We start from the raw sequence: 17080 nt of genomic DNA, 5'->3' as shown, positions 1-17080 counted from the left end.
CGATTAAACATAGGCTGGAACCATGCAGGTTTTGTGCTCCACATGGTGGACAAACTCATGGCGGAAGTGTTTGATCATGGCGCGGACCGGCATCGCCGCCGCATCGCCCAAGGCGCAAATGGTGCGGCCTTGTATGTTCTCGGCCACGTTGTCGAGCAGGTCCATGTCGGTCGCTTTGCCGTGGCCGGTCTCGATCCGATCCACCATGCGTGAGAGCCAACCGGTGCCCTCGCGGCAGGGCGTGCACTGGCCGCAGGATTCGTGCATGTAAAAGTAGCTCAGGCGCTGCAGGGCTTTGACCATGCAGCGGGTGTCGTCCATCACGATCACCGCGCCCGAACCCAGCATGGAGCCGGCCTTGGCGATGGAGTCGTAGTCCATGGTGCACTCCATCATGGTGGCAGCAGGCAACACCGGAGAGGACGAGCCGCCGGGGATCACCGCCTTCAGCGCCCGACCGCCGCGCACGCCACCGGCCAGTTCCAGCAAGGTCGCAAACGGCGTGCCCATGGGAATCTCGTAGTTGCCTGGGCGCTCTACATCGCCGCTGACCGAGTAAATTTTGGTGCCGCCATTGTTGGGCTTGCCGCAGGCCAGGTAGGCTGGTCCGCCCTCGCGAATGATCCAGGGCACGGCAGCGAAAGTCTCGGTGTTGTTGATGGTGGTCGGCTTACCGTACAGGCCGAAACTGGCAGGAAACGGAGGCTTGAAACGGGGCTGGCCTTTTTTGCCCTCCAGCGATTCCAAAAGCGCGGTTTCTTCACCACAGATGTAGGCACCAAAACCGTGGGCCGCATGCAGTTGGAAATTGAACGCGCTACCCAGAATGCGCTCGCCCAGGAAACCGGCAGCGCGCGCCTCTTCGAGCGCTTCTTCAAAGCGGTCGTAGGCAGAAAAAATCTCGCCGTGGATGTAGTTGTAGCCCACGCTGATGCCCATGGCATAGGCAGCGATGGCCATGCCTTCGATCACGATGTGCGGATTGAACTGCAGAATGTCGCGGTCCTTGCAGGTTCCGGGCTCGCCCTCGTCGGAGTTGCACACCAGGTACTTTTGTCCTGGGAACTGCCGCGGCATGAAGCTCCACTTGAGGCCCGTGGGAAAGCCTGCGCCGCCGCGGCCGCGCAAGGCCGATTCCTTGACGGTGGCGATCACCTGGTCTGGTGTCATGCCGAGTGCCCCGGTGTCAGGCGCAGGCGCCGCACCGTCCTTGCCCAAAATCTTGCGCAAGGCCTGGTAGCCACCACGCGCCACGTAGTCTTTCAGACGCCAGTTGGTTCCGTCCAAACCAGCGAAGATTTGCGGGTTGATGTGGCGGCCATGGAAGCAGGTTTGCACTCCGGTCGCCTGGAACTGCGAAAGCATCGCGTGGGAATTCATGTTGGCTCCTGCGCGCCGCGCAAACCATCGACCAACTGGTCGAGCTTTTCATCGGTCATGAAGCTGCACATCGAGCGGTCATTGACCAAGAGCACTGGCGCATCGGCACAGGCACCCAAGCATTCACTTTGCTGCAAGGTGAACATGCCATCGGCGGTGGTCTGCCCCATGTGGATGCCCAGCTTGCTCTCCAAGTGGTGCAGCGCCTTTTGCCCATTGCGCAACTGGCATGGCAGGTTGGTACACACGTTGAGCTTGTACTTGCCCACGGGTCGCTGGTTGTACATGTTGTAGAAGGTCGTCACCTCGTGCACCGCGATCGGTGCCATGCCCAGGTACTCGGCGACGTCCTGCTCACTTTCAGCGCTGACATAGCCCTGCTCTTGCTGCACGATGGCAAGGCAGGCCATGACGGCGCTTTGCTTTTGGTCGGTGGGGTATTTGGCGACTTCTTTGGCGAAGCGCAGCTTGGTTGCATCAGAGATCATCGATCAATCTCTCCAAAAACAATGTCCATGGTGCCGATGATGGCGACCGCGTCGGCAATCATGTGGCCCTTGGCCATTTCGTGGAGTCCGGCCAAATGCGCAAAGCCCGGAGGACGGATTTTCAAACGGTAAGGCTTGTTGGCACCGTCGCTCACGATGTAGATGCCGAACTCACCCTTGGGGTGCTCCACCGCAGCGTAAGCCTGGCCCTCGGGCACATGGAAGCCCTCGGTGAACAGCTTGAAGTGGTGGATGAGCTCTTCCATGTTGGACTTCATGGATTCGCGCGAAGGTGCTGCCACCTTGTGGTTGTCGGTAATCACCGGACCGGGGTTGGCCCGCAGCCAATCAACGCACTGCTTGATGATGCGGTTGGACTGCTTCATCTCCTCCATGCGCACCAGGTACCGGTCGTAGACGTCACCGGTCTTGCCCACTGGGATATCAAAGTCAAGCTGGGCATAGGTGTCGTAAGGTTGCTTCTTGCGCAAGTCCCATGCGATACCCGAGCCGCGCAGCATGGGGCCGGTAAAGCCCATATTGAGCGCGCGCTGCGGCGAAACAATGCCAATGTCGACCGTGCGCTGCTTCCAAATGCGGTTGTCGGTAAGCAGTGTGTGGTACTCATCCAGGCAAGTCCAAAAGCGGCTGGAAAAATCGTCGATGAAATCCAGCAAGGAGCCCTGGCGGTTCTTGTTGAGCTCTGCAACACCCTTGGCGTTGCGGATGCGGCTGGCCTTGAACTGCGGCATGGTGTCGGGCAGGTCGCGGTACACGCCGCCCGGGCGGAAGTAAGCGGCGTGCATGCGTGCACCGCTGACTGCCTCATACATATCAAACAGATCCTCGCGCTCGCGGAAGGTGTAGATCAGGATGGTGGTGCTGCCGCAGTCGTTGCCGTGCGAGCCCAGCCACATCAGGTGGTTGAGCAAGCGGGTGATCTCGGCAAACATGACCCGGATGTACTGGGCCCGCACCGGCACCTCAATGCCCAGCAGCTTCTCGATGGCCAGGCAATAGGCATGCTCGTTGCACATCATGGACACGTAGTCCAGGCGGTCCATGTAGGGCAGCGCCTGGATGTAGGTCTTGCTCTCCGCCAGCTTTTCAGTCGCGCGGTGCAACAGGCCAATGTGTGGATCGGCCCGTTGGATCACCTCACCATCGAGCTCCAGAACCAAGCGCAAAACACCGTGCGCTGCCGGGTGCTGCGGACCAAAGTTCAGGGTGTAGTTTTTAATCTCAGCCATGCAGTCATCTGCCTAGTGCAGGCCTCCGTACTTGTCTTCACGAATGATGCGTGGGGTGATCTCGCGGGCCTCGATGGTGACGGGCTGGTACACCACACGCGCCTGCTCCGCATCAAAACGCATTTCGACATGGCCTGACGTGGGGAAGTCCTTGCGAAACGGGTGCCCGATGAAACCATAGTCGGTCAAGATCCGACGCAGGTCGTTGTGGCCATCGAAGACGATGCCAAACAGGTCGAAAGCCTCGCGCTCGAACCAGTTGGCGGAATTCCAAATGTCGTTGACCGAAGCCACCATCGGCATGTCGTCATCGGCGGCAAACACCTTCAGCCGCACACGCTGGTTCAAGCTCACCGACAGCAAGTGCACGACTACGGCGAAACGTGCGCCGCTGTAGTCGCCCTGCTTGTAGTCTGAAAAGTCGACACCGCACAAGTCCACCAGTTGTTCGAACGCGCAACCAGCAGCGTCGCGCAGGGCTAGCGCTGACGCGTGGTAGTGCGCGGCATCCACCAGCACAGTCACCTCGCCCAAGGCGATGTCGATGCGCTTGACCTTGTCACCCAAGGCGGCGATGACCGCGTCGCGGGTGGCCTCAGGGCGAACGGAATAGGTGCTCATGCTTTAGGCCCGTGCAATCGTTTCGGTGCGGCGAATCTTTTGCTGCAACTGCAAGATGCCGTAGAGCAAAGCCTCCGCCGTCGGAGGGCAACCCGGGACGTACACATCAACCGGGACTATGCGGTCGCAACCGCGAACCACCGAGTAGCTGTAGTGGTAGTAGCCGCCACCGTTGGCGCAGGACCCCATGCTGATGACCCAACGCGGCTCCGACATTTGGTCGTACACCTTGCGCAAAGCAGGCGCCATCTTGTTGCATAGCGTGCCCGCAACAATCATCAAGTCGGATTGCCTTGGACTGGCGCGAAACACCTCGGAGCCAAACCGGCTGATGTCATAGCGCGCAGCTGCGGCGTGCATCATCTCGACGGCACAACAAGCCAAGCCAAAGGTCATGGGCCAGATGGAGCCGGTCTTGGCCCAGTTCACCACCGAGTCGTAGCTGGTAGTGACGAAACCTTCTTTGAGTACACCTTCAATCATTGCATCACTCCCAATCGAGGGCGCCTTTCTTCCACATGTACACAAACCCAATCGTCAGAACGACGACGAACTCCATACCAATGAGAAAACCAAGCAAACCGATGTCGCGCAGAGCCACGGCCCACGGAAACAGGAACGCAGTTTCCAAGTCAAACAAAATGAAAAGAATGGCAACCAAGTAGTAGCGCACATCGAACTTCATGCGCGCATCTTCGAAGGCCTCAAAGCCGCATTCGTAAGGGGAGTTTTTTGCCGCGTCCGGCCGGTTCGGACCGAGGATGTAGCCCAGCACCTGGGGCACCACACCAACGGCAATGCCCACCAAGATGAACAGAAGAACGGGGAGGTACTCTTGAAGGTTCATCTTGTGGTCTGTTCACCGTTAAATGCCCCATCCCGGCAGGACGAACGGAGCAAGAAATTTTGGTGCCGTCGGCGAGACTCGAACTCGCACAGCTTTCGCCACTACCCCCTCAAGATAGCGTGTCTACCAATTTCACCACGACGGCGGCTTTTGATGTCGAATTTGCGTGAGGAAGCTGACGCTGTTTGCTTATCCGACTGCCCTAGAGTTTACCCTGAATTCCCCTGGCGATTGAGGGGGACAAGGCAATTACTTGGCTGGAATTTGCGCGGCTCCAGAGGCGGGCAATGTGGGTGCCACAGGCACCTCCGACGCGGTACCTGCAGGCACCACAGAGCTACCTTGCAACACACTGCCGGTACTTGCGGGGCGCAGGTTGCCAAAGTACGCCAAGGCCAAGGTACACACAAAAAACACGGTCGCAAGAACGGCCGTGGTACGGGACAAAAAGTTGGCGCTGCCACTGGCGCCGAACAAGCTGCCGGAGCTACCACCGCCAAAGGCAGCACCCATGTCAGCGCCCTTGCCGTGTTGCACCAGAATCAAAACAATCATGGCCAGCGCTGACAGCATCTGGACCGCCAGAATAATCGTGATCACTACATTGCTCATACTTCACTCCTGAATCAAAACCCAATCTGTTCTCAGCCCGCTGCCGAGACCAACGATAAAAAATCTGCTCCTTTGAGCGACGCTCCGCCCACGAGCCCACCGTCTATGTCCTCCTGCGCCAGCAGCTGCGCCGCGTTACCCGGATTCATGCTGCCGCCATACAGAATGCGCATGCGATCGGAGCGCTCCGTCGCTGCCCGCAGCTGTGCTCGCAAGAGCGCATGCACCTGCTGCGCGACTTCGGGGGTGGCGGTCTGGCCAGTTCCAATCGCCCACACCGGCTCGTAGGCCACCACAATCTCACTGATGCAGTGGCCATTGGCGTGAATCACTGCAGCGAGTTGGCGCTTTACCGTTTGCTCAGCCAAGCCTGCTTCACGTTCGGCCCATGTTTCGCCCACACACACAATCGGGGTGATGCCAACAGCCAAAGCGCGCTTGGTCTTTTGCGCTACCAACTCGTCGCTCTCGGCGTGGTGCTTGCGGCGCTCCGAGTGGCCCACGATCACGTAGCGCACGCCGAAGTCACGCAACATGGCGGCCGACACCTCGCCGGTGTAGGCGCCGCTCTCGAAGGCAGACACATCTTGCGCGCCCAGCACGAAACCCATCTCCGGCAGCAAGGCTTGGACTTGGCCAAGGTAGGCTGCCGGCGGGCAAATCACCACCTCGCACGAACGGTTCGGATTTGCTAAGCGCAAGCCGGCCAACAAGGCCGCATTGCTGGCGGTGTCACCGTTCATCTTCCAGTTGGCGGCAATCAGGTTGTTTCTCATTGGGTGTCCCACGCCAAAACGATTTTTCCAATGTGCTGGTTGGACTCCATCAGCCGGTGTGCCTGCGCCGCATCGCTGGCTGCAAACACGCTGTGGATGACAGGCTTGATGCGCCTGGATGCGAGCAAAGGCCAAACGTGCTGCAGGCAGGACTGCGCAATCGCCTGCTTGAAGGCCACTGACCGCTGCCGCAGCGTGGAGCCGGTGATCGTGAGACGTTTTCGCATCACGGTGGCTGCGTGGAACTCGGCCTGCACGCCACCTTGCACCGCGATGATGACCAGTCGGCCGTCCTCGGCCAAGCAATTGACCTCTTTGGCGATGTAGGGGCCCGCGACCATGTCCAAAATGACGTCCACCCCGCGTCCCTCGGTGAGGCGTTTGACTTCGGCCTCAAAGTCGTGGGTCCGGTAGTTGATGGCGTGGTCCGCGCCCAAAGCCAAAACGGCTTCGCACTTGGCGTCACTGCCAGCGGTCGCAATCACCCGCGCGCCCAAGACCTTGGACAGTTGCACCGCAGTCACACCAATGCCACTGGAGCCGCCCTGCACCAGCAAGGTTTCTCCCGCCGCCAAGCGGCCACGGTCAAACACATTACTCCATACGGTAAACACCGTCTCTGGCAGGCTGGCCGCCTCGGTATCGCTCCAACCTGCGGGCACAGGCAAGCACTGCGCAACCGGTGCCACGCACCACTGGGCATAACCACCGCCTGCCACCAACGCACACACCCGATGGCCCACCTTCAAACCTGCCAAAGCCATGGCCTGTGCATCACCAGATTCGACCGAGCCTGCAACCTCCAGCCCCGGGATGTCCGATGCACCCGCAGGCGCCGGGTACAGTCCCGAGCGCTGCAGCACATCAGGCCGATTCACGCCACTGGCGGCCACACGGATACGCAGCTCGCCCGCACCCGGCACAGGCACGGGGCGCTGCGCCAGGCGCAATACCTCGGCGGGACCGAAGGACGAAATTTCAATGGCTTGCATGGTGGCTCATTGCCTCGCGCGCGGCTGACAGGCAGGGTCGGCCAACGCGCTCAAAGGCGTGCAATCGGTGCCTATTCGCCCGATTGAGAAGGCCGATCCAATAAGGCCTTCATGGACAGCTTGATGCGGCCCTTTTCGTCGGTCTCCAAGACCTTGACCTTGACGATCTGTCCTTCGGACAAATAGTCCGTGACCTTCTCGACACGCTCGTGGGCGATCTGGCTGATATGCAGCAAGCCGTCTTTGCCAGGCAGCAAATTGACCAAGGCGCCGAAGTCCAAAATCTTGGTGATCGGGCCTTCGTAGACCTTGCCAATTTCCACTTCAGCGGTGATTTGCTCAATGCGGCGCTTGGCTTCTTCAGCCTTGGCAGGGTCGCTCGAAGCAATGGTGATGGTGCCGTCTTCCTCGATGTTGATTTGTGTGCCGGTCTCCTCCGTCAGCGCACGGATCACTGCACCGCCCTTGCCAATCACGTCACGGATCTTCTCGGGGTTGATCTTCATGGTGAACAGGCGTGGCGCGAAGTTAGACACCTCAGTCTTGGCTTCGCTCATAGCCTCTTGCATCTTGCCCAGAATGTGCATGCGGGCTTCTTTGGCCTGGGCCAAAGCGACTTGCATGATCTCTTTGGTGATCCCCTGAATCTTGATGTCCATCTGCAAGGCGGTGATGCCATTGGTGGTACCGGCGACCTTGAAGTCCATGTCGCCCAGGTGGTCCTCGTCACCCAAGATGTCGGTCAACACCGCAAACCGGTTGTCTTCTTTAATGAGACCCATGGCAATGCCTGCCACGTGCGCCTTCATGGGTACACCCGCGTCCATCAGCGCCAAGCAACCACCGCACACCGAGGCCATGGACGACGAGCCGTTGGACTCGGTGATCTCGGACACCACACGCATGGTGTAGGGAAACTCTTCCTTCGAGGGCAGGCACGCCACCAAAGCACGCTTGGCCAGTCGGCCGTGGCCGATTTCGCGGCGCTTGGGCGTGCCCACGCGACCGGTTTCTCCAGTGGCAAACGGAGGCATGTTGTAGTGCAGCATGAAGCGGTCTTCGTAATCGCCGCTGAGGGCGTCGATACGTTGGGCATCGCGCTCGGTCCCCAGCGTGGTGACCACCAGCGCCTGGGTTTCGCCACGGGTAAACAAGGCCGAGCCGTGGGTGCGCGGCAGCACGCTGTTGCGGATCTCGATGGCGCGCACGGTGCGCGTGTCGCGGCCGTCGATGCGGGGCTCACCCGCAAGGATTTGACTGCGCACGATCTTGGCCTCGATCTCGAAGAGCAGGCCTTCCACTGCCACGCTGTCAAATGCAGCGCCTTCTGCCTTCAACGCAGCCATGACTTCGGAGTACGCACTGCGGCATGCTTGCGTGCGGGCTTGCTTGTTGCGGATTTGGTAGGCGGCAACCAGCTTGTCTTTGGCCAGTGCGTCGATTTTTCCGATCAGGGCCTCGTCCTTGGCCGGGGCTTTCCAGTCCCACAGCGGCTTGCCAGCTTCACGGACCAGTTCGTGGATGGCGTTCACTGCGATATTGCCTTGGGTGTGTCCAAACACCACAGCACCCAACATGATTTCTTCCGAAAGCTGCTGCGCCTCCGACTCCACCATCAACACAGCGGCTTCGGTGCCTGCAACCACCAGGTCCATGGCCGAATCCTTGCGCTGGGTTTGGCCGGGATTGAGCACGTACTCACCATTGATGTAGCCCACACGGGCCGCGCCAATTGGGCCATTGAAAGGCACACCACTGATGGACAACGCGGCACTCACCGCAATCAGCGCTGCAATGTCGGCATCCACCTCGGGGTTGAGCGACAGCGTATGCACCACCACGTGCACCTCGTTGAAAAAGCCTTCTGGGAACAGCGGCCGAATGGGGCGGTCGATCAGACGGCTGGTGAGCGTTTCGTACTCGCTGGGGCGGCCTTCTCGCTTGAAGAAGCTGCCAGGAATCTTGCCTGCGGCGTAGCTCTTCTCCAGGTAGTCGACAGTCAGCGGAAAAAAGTCCTGTCCAGCCTTGCCTTCGGTCTTGGCCACCACGGTGGCTAACACCACGGTGCCATCCATGTCCAGCATGACGGCGCCAGTGGACTGGCGTGCGATTTCACCGGTTTCCATGGTCACCGTGTGCTGGCCCCATTGGAAAGTCTTGCTAACCTTTTTAAACATTGTCATGGTCTATCTCCATTGATTTCGGAAGTGAATGGGGGGTGCAGGCCACCCCGCCCAAGCCCGGATTCAACGCCACAGTCCACGATGCCATTCCAGAGAGACTTACTGCAAATTGCTCTGGAATGACACAGCTTCGCACTGCGATTGCTGTCTCCGATGTGAAAAACGCCTGAGCTAGTGTCCTAACTCAGGCGTCTTCTTCATTTCTGTGCGCTTACTTGCGCAGGCTCAACTTGGCAATCAGTGCCGTGTAACGGTCGGCGTCTTTGTCCTTGAGATAGTCCAACAACTTGCGGCGGCGGCTCACCATACGCAACAGACCACGGCGGCCATGGTGATCTTTTGCATGGGTTTTGAAGTGGGGAGTGAGCTCGTTGATGCGGGCCGTCAACAGCGCCACTTGTACTTCTGGGCTACCGGTGTCGCCGGCTTGACGTGCGTTGTCTTTAACGACAGCGGCTTTGATGCTGGATGCAATCATTTTTATTTCCTGTGGTGAGGGCTGCAACTGGTGCGCGACCTCGGTGGTAGAACTTGCGTTGGGCACTGGAACTGCACCCAACGTGCGCTTGGAAGGGCCAAGCCGCGGGATTATAGCCCGGCACGCAGGCACGGGCTGACAATCAAGACTAGGGCCGCGCCAACCTGCAGGTGGTGGGTAACTCGGCCGCTGCCGGACTGAGCGACTTCACCACCCGAAAGCCGTAACCCGACCCCTCCACATCGAACTTGACGCCAGGAGTGCCGACCCGGTCCATCAAGCCCACAACCAGCGGTTGTTGCAATTGGTGGTCTGCGGGGCGCATTGTTGCGGTCTGCCCATAAAAACTGACATTGGCGCGCTCGAGCTGCCGCGCCACTGCCACCATGTCCATGGTGGCCACAGGCTTGTCGGCCGCCGCCAGCGCTTGCGCCAAAGCCTCGATCATGATGTGCATGCGCATGTGCACGTAGTCGTCTTCAGGTTGGGGGAAGCGGGCACGAAATGCGCGGTAGAACGACTCACTGCCAGCGGTAGGCACATTGGGCAACCAGTCTGCTACCGCCACCACCTTGCCGATGCCCGCGTCGCCGATGGCGGCCGGGGCACCCAAGGCATTGCCGTAAAAAGTGTAGAACTTTCCAGCAAATCCAACATCTTTGGCCGCCTTGATAAGCAGCGTCAGGTCGTTGCTGAAATTGCCGGTGATAACGGCCTGCGCACCACTGGCCTTGATTTTGTTGGCGTAAGGCAGGAAATCTTTGACGCGGCCCAAGGGGTGCAGCTCTTCGCCCACGATTTGCACGTCCGGGCGCTGCACGGACAACTGGCGCTTGGCCTCGCGCAGCACCGCCTGCCCAAAACTGTAGTCTTGGCCAATGAGGTACACGCTTTTGAGCGCCTTGTCCTCGCGCATCACCTCCATCAGCGCCGCCATGCGCATGTCGGCATGCGCATCGAAACGGAAGTGCCAGAAGCTGCAGCGCTCGTTGGTAAGCGACGGGTCGACGGCGGCGTAGTTCAGAAAAATGACCCGCTTGGTCGGCTCGCGCTCGTTGTGCTTGTTGACCGCATCGATGAGGGCCGCCGCCACCGCCGAAGAATTGCCTTGCAGCACAAAGCGCGCACCATCGTCAATTGCCGCTCGCAATGCAGACAGGGCTTCTTCGGTCTGGCCTTTGCTGTCATAGCGGGTCAGCAGCAGCGGCGTGTCCACACCAGCAAGCCGCACGCCGCCACGCGCATTGACGCGCTCCACGGCCCACACCAGGTTGCGATACACGGCCTCGCCGCCGTTACCGTTGGCACCGCTCAAGCCCTCGATCATGGCGAGTTTGACCGGCACAGGTGCAGTCTGCGCATGGGCCATCGGCGGCGTACAAAGCAGCAGGAGAACGAGGGGCAGACATAGCGCCGCCGACACGGATTTCAAGGCCCGCACTACAACAATAAACATGGTGAGATTCTCTTGAATTTCGGGGGAGCGAGACCAACTCCGACCCATGCGGTGCTCACGGTGAGCGCCGCGAAGTGTACAAGGACCCTACCATGCTGTTTGCTGCTGCCCATCCCCACCTCCACCGCAATGTGTACGCCTCCGCCGGGCGCACCCTTGAGCGCTTTCTAGACGACGCACGTATGGGCACGCGCGCCGCACAAACGCACTACACCCAAGACGAAAACAGCTTCACTTTGAAGCTGGACCTGCCCGGTGTTTCCAAAGAGCAGTTGGGCATTTCCATCGAAGGTGCTGTGGTTCGTATCTACAGCAAAGAGGGCGCGCCGCGCCACTACCGCGCGGCCTACGAGTTGCCACAAGACATCGACGCCGCCACCAGCGAAGCGCGCCTCGACAACGGCGTGCTGACCCTCAAGCTCGCCAAAGTAGTGCCGATGAGCAAGGCGACCGAAATCAACGTTTTGTAAGGCCACCAGCGGATGGAGTGCGGCGGCGCACCCAAATCCGCAGGCCCCCGGTGGGCGCTACAAAGCATCCAGCGGCCAGCGCGGCTTGACGTCAAAGGCGTACGCTGTGCTGGCTTCTTGCTGAGCGCTTTGCAAACGCATGGCGGCAGCCATGGCAATCATGGCGCCGTTGTCGGTGCACAAGTGCAACTCTGGGTAATGCACCCGCACGCCGCGCTGATCACATGCAGCGTTGAGTGCCTGGCGCAGGCTGGCATTAGCGCCTACACCACCTGCCACCACCAAACGGCGCAGGCCGGTGGTCTGCAGTGCGGCCAGGGATTTTTTGAGCAACACCTCGACGATAGCTGCTTGGGTCGAGGCGGCCAGGTCGCGTTGCGACTGCAAGGGCAGATCGGTGAACTGCACAGCCCGGGCAGCGGCCAGCATTTTTTGGGACCGCACCAACACTGCAGTCTTCAAGCCAGCAAACGAAAAGTCCAGATTGCCACTATGCAAAAGCGGGCGCGGCAGCGCGAACGCCTTGGGGTCGCCCGCCTCGGCCAAGCGGGCCAACAATGGCCCACCGGGATAGTCCAAGCCCATGAGTTTGGCCGACTTATCGAATGCCTCGCCTGCCGCATCGTCAATAGACTCGCCCAGCATCTGGTAACGCCCTACTGAATCCACCCGCATGAGCTGGGTGTGCCCGCCGGAGACCAACAACGCTACGAAGGGAAACTGCGGCGGATCCGCGCTCAGAAACGGGGACAGCAAGTGGCCTTCGAGGTGGTGCACGCCCAACACCGGCTTACCCAAAGCGGCGCCCATCGCACAGGCCACACCAGCACCCACCAGCAGCGCACCCGCCAGCCCCGGTCCACGGGTGTAGGCCACCACATCGACCGCCTGCAGCGCGCACTGCGCCTGCTGCAGCACCGTCTGGGTCAGTGGCAACACCCGGCGAATGTGGTCGCGACTTGCCAACTCAGGCACCACCCCACCAAAGGCCTGGTGCATTGCAATCTGGCTGTGCAAGGCGTGGGCCAGAAGGCGTGGCAGGCGTTCGGAACCGTCATCGGCTTGCACCAAGGCCACACCGGTTTCGTCGCATGAAGACTCCACTCCCAGCACCACCATGTTTTCTCGTCCTGCATTGCCCAAAGAGCTCGGAGTTTAGAGTAGGGGCATGGACATCGACGTCGAATCACTGGAGCGCGCCACGTTGGACGCCGTCGCCCCCCAACACACCGTAGCGCTACCAGGTTGGCTGGTGCCCATCGACCCCAGCACCATCGGCCGAGCCACCAGCGCGGTGCCGCTTGCCCACACGGGTACATATACGCTGCACGCACAAGCAATGCAGGTCGCCGACATCGAAGCCTGCTATGCCGAACGCCAGCTCCCACCACGCTTTCGGGTGGCCGATGTCGCGGGGCTGGCCGGCCTGCACTTGGCGCTGGACCGGGCTGGTTACGCGGCACAGCAACCCACGCTGACCCTGGTCGGCCAAACGACGGCGGTGTTAGACCACGCCCTCGCCAACCGCCCGGCGAATATGCCGCAGGTGGTGGTCAGCGCGTCGCCAAACGACGCCTGGCAGGCCGTTTACCTCGCCGCCGGTTTCGACCCCACGGACGGCGCGCACCGCATCGCAGCACTATCACGCAGCACCACGGTGGTGTACGCCAGCATCAGCGGCCCCAACGGTCCGCTGGCCGCAGGCACCGCCTCGTTCAGCCGGGGCTGGGCCAGTGTGCACGGCATGCGCACCGTGCCCCAGGCGCGCGGCCAAGGCCTGGCCCGCCACATCATCAGCAGCTTGGCACGACTGGCCTGCAGCCGAGGGCTTGAGCGCGTGTTCTTGCAAGTCGAGGAGTCCAATGCTGGCGCGTTGTCGCTCTACCAGCACTTGGGCTTCAAGGTCGCATGGCGCTACCACTATTGGCGCAAGCCAGGGGCTTAGCCCGACCCACGGGGTCTCATTGGCGAGCGCTGCACGACAATTAGGCCATGGCAATCGGCAAATACATCAAGGAAATCGGACGGGGCAAAGAGGGTGCGCGGCCACTCACCCGGGCACAGGCCGCCGATTTGCTGGGCCAGGTGCTGGACGGTGCAGTCACGGACCTGGAGGTGGGCGCCTTTTGCCTGGCCATGCGGATCAAGGGCGAGACGCCCGAGGAAATGTGCGGCTTTCTGGACGCCATCCATGCCCGCCTGCAGCCGCTTCCCGCGCACGCAAGCGGCATGCCCACGGTGGTGATCCCCAGCTACAACGGTGCGCGCAAATTGCCGGTGCTCACCCCTTTGCTGGCGCTGCTGTTGGCTCGCGAAGGCCTGCCGGTGTTGGTGCACGGCGTGGCCACTGAATCCAGCCGGGTGTTTACCGCCGATGTATTCACGGCACTGGGCGTGTCGGCCTGTTCCTCGGTTGCGCCCATCGCCCCCGGCACCGCTGCCTTCGTACCCACCGCCTTGTTGTGTCCGGGCTTGCAGAAGCTGTTGGATGTGCGCCGCGTGGTGCAGCTGCGCAACCCGGCCCACAGCCTGGTTAAGTTGATGACCCCCTGCACGGGCACTTCGCTGCTGGTCACCAGCTACACCCACCCCGAGTACGCGGTGTCCATGGCGGCCACCCTCGGGCTGATGCAGACCCACGCGCTGCTGCTGCGCGGCACCGAGGGTGAGGCGGTAGCCGACCCGCGCCGCACACCGCGCATGCAAACCTTCGTGGCCGGCTTGCCCCAGCCGCCGACTGAGCCGCAAGCCGGCAGCTTGCCCACCCTGCCCGACCTGCCGCAAACCACCGACGCTGATGCCACCGCGCGCTACATCCGGTCGGTGCTAGCGGGCGGCAGCCCCGTGCCCCAGCCCATCGCGCAGCAGGTGGCCTGTATCGTGCAAATGTCCAAGTCATTATGAAAACGCACTTGCACACCACCCCAACGCAGACACCTTCGCGAGGCCAAGTCACCTTGGTTGGCGCCGGGCCGGGCGACCCCGAATTGCTCACCCTCAAGGCGCTCAAGGCGATCCAAAGCGCCACCGTGTTGCTGGTCGACGATTTGGTCAACCCCGAGATCGTCGCCTTCGCGCCCGCCACGGCGCGGGTCGTACAAGTGGGCAAACGGGGCGGCTGCAAATCTACGCCGCAGTCCTTTATTGAGAAGCTGATGGTCACCGCGGCACTCGAGGGCGAAAGCGTGGTGCGGCTCAAGGGCGGCGACCCCTTGATTTTTGGCCGCGGTGGCGAAGAGGTCGAAGCCCTGCAGGCTGCGGGCATTTCGGTCCTTGTGGTCAACGGCATCACCGCCGCGCTGGGGGCGGTTAGCTCACTCAATGTGGCGCTTACCCACCGTGCGCACGCGCAAGGCGTGGTGTTTGTCACTGGCCACGCCAAGCCAGGCACCGATGGCATCGACTGGTGTGCCTTGGCAAACACAGCGCAACAGGCCCACCTCACGCTGGTGATTTACATGGGCATCGGCGGCGCATCCCACATCCAAGAGGGTTTGCTCTGCGGGCTTCCCGCACACACACCGGTGGCCATCATCCAAAACGCCACCCTGTCCAACCAGCGCCACATCTGCTGCACCCTGGACGCCTTGCACCACAGCATCCAAAGCGAACACATGTCCAGCCCCAGCGTGATCGTGGTGGGCGAGGTCATCCGCGGTCTGTTGGCATTGGCGTCCGGCGCGCAACCCGCGGACGAAGCCATGCGCCGGGTGGGTGGCTAAACTGCGATCACTTTGCATTGAGGAGTACGACATGATTGGTTACGTCACACTGGGCACCAACGACCTGGCACGGGCCGCCACGTTCTACGACGCCTTGCTGTCTGACATTGGCGCCAAGCGCATGTGGGAAACACCGCGCGGCATCGCTTGGGGCGCTGTGCCCGGCCAGCCGGTTCTGGCGCTCATGCAGCCATTTGACGGCCAAGCCGCCAGCGTGGGCAATGGCGTCATGGTTGGGCTCGACGTGGGCACGCCACAGGCGGTGGACCGCATGCACAGCAAAGCGCTGTCCCTGGGTTGCAAAGACGAGGGGGCCGTCGGCCCGCGCGGCGGCGGCTGGTACTGCGGCTACTTTCGCGATCCGGAAGGCAACAAGCTGCTCGCGTATTGCATGGAGGCACCCAACTCAGCGAGCGCCGCCTGAGGCCGCACTGCGCTGGGCATGGAAACCTTCGATGTCGCCGTCATCGGCGCGGGCGCAGCCGGCCTGTTCTGTGCCGGTGTGGCAGGCCAATTGGGCCTCAAGGTGCTGCTGGTAGACCACAGCGACAAGGTCGCCGAAAAAATCCGCATCTCCGGTGGCGGACGCAGCAACTTCACCAACGTGAACGTCAGCGCCGCCAACTTCCTGAGCGAAAACCCCCGCTTCGCCAAGTCGGCGCTCTCACGCTACACGCCGCAGGACTTTGTCGCCCTGGTACGTCGCCACGGCATCGGTTTTCATGAGAAGCACAAAGGCCAGCTGTTCTGCGACCGTTCCGCCGAAGACCTGATCAACCTGCTGCTGGCCGAATGCGCAGCCGGTGGCGTGACCCGCTGGCAACCCTGCAACTTGCTCGCCCTGCGCCACACCAACGTCGATGGGCAATCCGGCTACGCCCTGGATACCAACCGGGGCACCACCACCTGCCGCGCAGTGGTGGTTGCCACCGGAGGCTTGTCCATCCCCAAGATCGGCGCCACGGATTTGGGCTATCGCATCGCGCAGCAGTTTGGTCTGGGTCTGGTAGCTGCCCGCCCGGCCTTGGTGCCATTGACGTTTGATGCAGACGTTTGGGCACCGTTTGCCTCGCTCTCCGGCTTGTCATTGCCCGTAGAAATCTCCACCGGCACCAAAAAGGACTTCCCCCAGTTCTTGGAAGACTTGCTCTTCACCCACCGCGGCCTGAGTGGCCCGGCGGTGTTACAGATCTCAAGCTACTGGCAAAGCGGTACACCCATTCGGCTTGACCTTGCGCCCGGGAGCGATGTGGCCACACAACTGGCGCAGGCCAAGGTCCATTCCCGCAAGCTCATTGCCAATGTTCTGGGCAGCTTGGTGCCCGCGCGCTTGGCAGACGCTTGGGTCGCGCAAGGGGCCGCAGGGGGCCAACCGTGGCAACGTCCGATCAACGAGGCTGCAGACAAGTCGCTGGCCGCGCTGGCAGAACGGATCGCCCGCTGGGACATCACTCCCAACGGCACCGAGGGCTACCGCAAGGCCGAGGTCACCGCCGGTGGTGTGGACACGCGTTGCCTGTCGAGCCAGACCCTGGAGTCGCAGCAAAGCGGCCTGTACTTCATCGGCGAGGTGGTCGACGTCACCGGCTGGCTGGGCGGCTACAACTTTCAGTGGGCCTGGGCGAGTGCCTTTGCCTGTGCACAAGGCCTGCACGCCAAATTGCGCGCTTAACGGCCGTTACTACCACCGGGGCGCTATAATCCCGCGCTTTGCTGGCAATCTCCCGTCGGCCAATACTAGTTAAAGACGGGGCACTTTGCTGAACGCGTTGCGTGGGGCCCGATCTTCCCCACACGAAGGGCGA

The 17080-nt window shown here is 61.4% G+C and carries 19 protein-coding genes and 1 tRNA gene; 6 read left to right on the top strand and 14 right to left on the bottom strand.

All coding sequences use genetic code 11. From position 1 onward, the window contains the following. Positions 1-3 precede the first annotated feature (3 nt). The 13 genes from nuoF to ACILRC_RS02200 all read right to left on the bottom strand — a co-directional run bounded on the left by nuoF (position 4) and on the right by ACILRC_RS02200 (position 11083). Entirely contained in the window at positions 4-1380 is a 1377-nt protein-coding gene (nuoF, locus tag ACILRC_RS02260; RefSeq protein ID WP_395667714.1) for an NADH-quinone oxidoreductase subunit NuoF, read from the bottom strand. Then, on the bottom strand, positions 1377-1868 hold the full coding sequence (gene nuoE, locus ACILRC_RS02255; RefSeq protein ID WP_395667713.1) for an NADH-quinone oxidoreductase subunit NuoE: 492 nt from the start codon (positions 1866-1868) through the stop codon (positions 1377-1379). Before nuoE ends, nuoF begins: the two co-directional genes overlap by 4 nt. Then, positions 1865-3118 (bottom strand): NADH-quinone oxidoreductase subunit D, encoded by a 1254-nt coding sequence (locus tag ACILRC_RS02250; protein WP_395667712.1) that lies wholly within the window; start codon positions 3116-3118, stop codon positions 1865-1867. Before ACILRC_RS02250 ends, nuoE begins: the two co-directional genes overlap by 4 nt. 12 nt (positions 3119-3130) lie before the next feature. Then, positions 3131-3739, bottom strand: coding sequence for an NADH-quinone oxidoreductase subunit C (locus ACILRC_RS02245; protein WP_395667711.1), 609 nt, complete (start codon positions 3737-3739; stop codon positions 3131-3133). A 3-nt stretch (positions 3740-3742) separates the two neighbouring features. After that, positions 3743-4222: a NuoB/complex I 20 kDa subunit family protein gene (locus tag ACILRC_RS02240; protein WP_395667710.1), complete on the bottom strand. Its 480-nt coding sequence runs from the start codon at positions 4220-4222 to the stop codon at positions 3743-3745. Positions 4223-4226: 4 nt separating this feature from the next. Beyond that, positions 4227-4586, bottom strand: coding sequence for an NADH-quinone oxidoreductase subunit A (locus ACILRC_RS02235; protein WP_395667709.1), 360 nt, complete (start codon positions 4584-4586; stop codon positions 4227-4229). A 60-nt stretch (positions 4587-4646) separates the two neighbouring features. Next, positions 4647-4731 (bottom strand) — tRNA-Leu (locus tag ACILRC_RS02230). A gap of 104 nt (positions 4732-4835) precedes the next feature. Further along, positions 4836-5198 carry a preprotein translocase subunit SecG gene (secG, locus tag ACILRC_RS02225; RefSeq protein ID WP_395667708.1) on the bottom strand — a complete coding sequence of 121 codons (363 nt, stop codon included), beginning with the start codon at positions 5196-5198 and terminating at the stop codon, positions 4836-4838. A 32-nt stretch (positions 5199-5230) separates the two neighbouring features. Beyond that, positions 5231-5974 (bottom strand): triose-phosphate isomerase, encoded by a 744-nt coding sequence (gene tpiA / locus ACILRC_RS02220; RefSeq protein WP_395667707.1) that lies wholly within the window; start codon positions 5972-5974, stop codon positions 5231-5233. Continuing rightward, positions 5971-6966: an NAD(P)H-quinone oxidoreductase gene (locus tag ACILRC_RS02215; protein WP_395667706.1), complete on the bottom strand. Its 996-nt coding sequence runs from the start codon at positions 6964-6966 to the stop codon at positions 5971-5973. Before ACILRC_RS02215 ends, tpiA begins: the two co-directional genes overlap by 4 nt. Before the next feature lie 71 nt (positions 6967-7037). Continuing rightward, positions 7038-9149 (bottom strand): polyribonucleotide nucleotidyltransferase, encoded by a 2112-nt coding sequence (pnp, locus tag ACILRC_RS02210; protein WP_395667705.1) that lies wholly within the window; start codon positions 9147-9149, stop codon positions 7038-7040. A 211-nt stretch (positions 9150-9360) separates the two neighbouring features. Beyond that, complete coding sequence (gene rpsO / locus ACILRC_RS02205) at positions 9361-9627, bottom strand: 30S ribosomal protein S15 (protein ID WP_395667704.1); 267 nt, start codon at positions 9625-9627, stop codon at positions 9361-9363. A gap of 148 nt (positions 9628-9775) precedes the next feature. Continuing rightward, entirely contained in the window at positions 9776-11083 is a 1308-nt protein-coding gene (locus tag ACILRC_RS02200) for a branched-chain amino acid ABC transporter substrate-binding protein (RefSeq protein WP_395667703.1), read from the bottom strand. Positions 11084-11175: 92 nt separating this feature from the next. On the opposite strand from ACILRC_RS02200, the gene ACILRC_RS02195 reads away from it, so the two are divergent. Continuing rightward, on the top strand, positions 11176-11553 hold the full coding sequence (locus ACILRC_RS02195) for an Hsp20/alpha crystallin family protein (RefSeq protein ID WP_395667702.1): 378 nt from the start codon (positions 11176-11178) through the stop codon (positions 11551-11553). A 57-nt stretch (positions 11554-11610) separates the two neighbouring features. On the opposite strand, the gene tsaD is transcribed toward ACILRC_RS02195, so the two are convergent. Next, the gene (gene tsaD, locus ACILRC_RS02190) at positions 11611-12672 is read right to left on the bottom strand and encodes a tRNA (adenosine(37)-N6)-threonylcarbamoyltransferase complex transferase subunit TsaD (RefSeq protein ID WP_395667701.1); all 1062 of its coding nucleotides are present in this window, start codon (positions 12670-12672) and stop codon (positions 11611-11613) included. Positions 12673-12721: 49 nt separating this feature from the next. Here tsaD and ACILRC_RS02185 point away from each other — a divergent pair, with 49 nt between their 5' ends. From ACILRC_RS02185 to ACILRC_RS02165, 5 genes are read left to right on the top strand one after another with little or no spacing between them, the layout of a single operon-like run. Then, the gene (locus ACILRC_RS02185) at positions 12722-13498 is read left to right on the top strand and encodes a GNAT family N-acetyltransferase (protein WP_395667700.1); all 777 of its coding nucleotides are present in this window, start codon (positions 12722-12724) and stop codon (positions 13496-13498) included. A 47-nt stretch (positions 13499-13545) separates the two neighbouring features. Beyond that, positions 13546-14457 (top strand): DNA-binding protein YbiB, encoded by a 912-nt coding sequence (ybiB, locus tag ACILRC_RS02180; protein ID WP_395667699.1) that lies wholly within the window; start codon positions 13546-13548, stop codon positions 14455-14457. Then, positions 14454-15275: a uroporphyrinogen-III C-methyltransferase gene (cobA, locus tag ACILRC_RS02175; RefSeq protein WP_395667698.1), complete on the top strand. Its 822-nt coding sequence runs from the start codon at positions 14454-14456 to the stop codon at positions 15273-15275. The genes ybiB and cobA overlap by 4 nt, the downstream gene beginning before the upstream one ends. A gap of 31 nt (positions 15276-15306) precedes the next feature. Next, positions 15307-15699, top strand: a complete 393-nt coding sequence (locus ACILRC_RS02170; protein WP_395667697.1) for a VOC family protein — start codon at positions 15307-15309, stop codon at positions 15697-15699. Positions 15700-15717: 18 nt separating this feature from the next. Beyond that, the gene (locus ACILRC_RS02165) at positions 15718-16947 is read left to right on the top strand and encodes an NAD(P)/FAD-dependent oxidoreductase (protein WP_395667696.1); all 1230 of its coding nucleotides are present in this window, start codon (positions 15718-15720) and stop codon (positions 16945-16947) included. Positions 16948-17080 lie beyond the last annotated feature (133 nt).

This window comes from Rhodoferax sp., assembly GCF_044236835.1.
Classification (GTDB): Bacteria; Pseudomonadota; Gammaproteobacteria; order Burkholderiales; family Burkholderiaceae_C; genus Allorhodoferax.
This window is presented reverse-complemented; position numbering and strand designations above follow the sequence as displayed.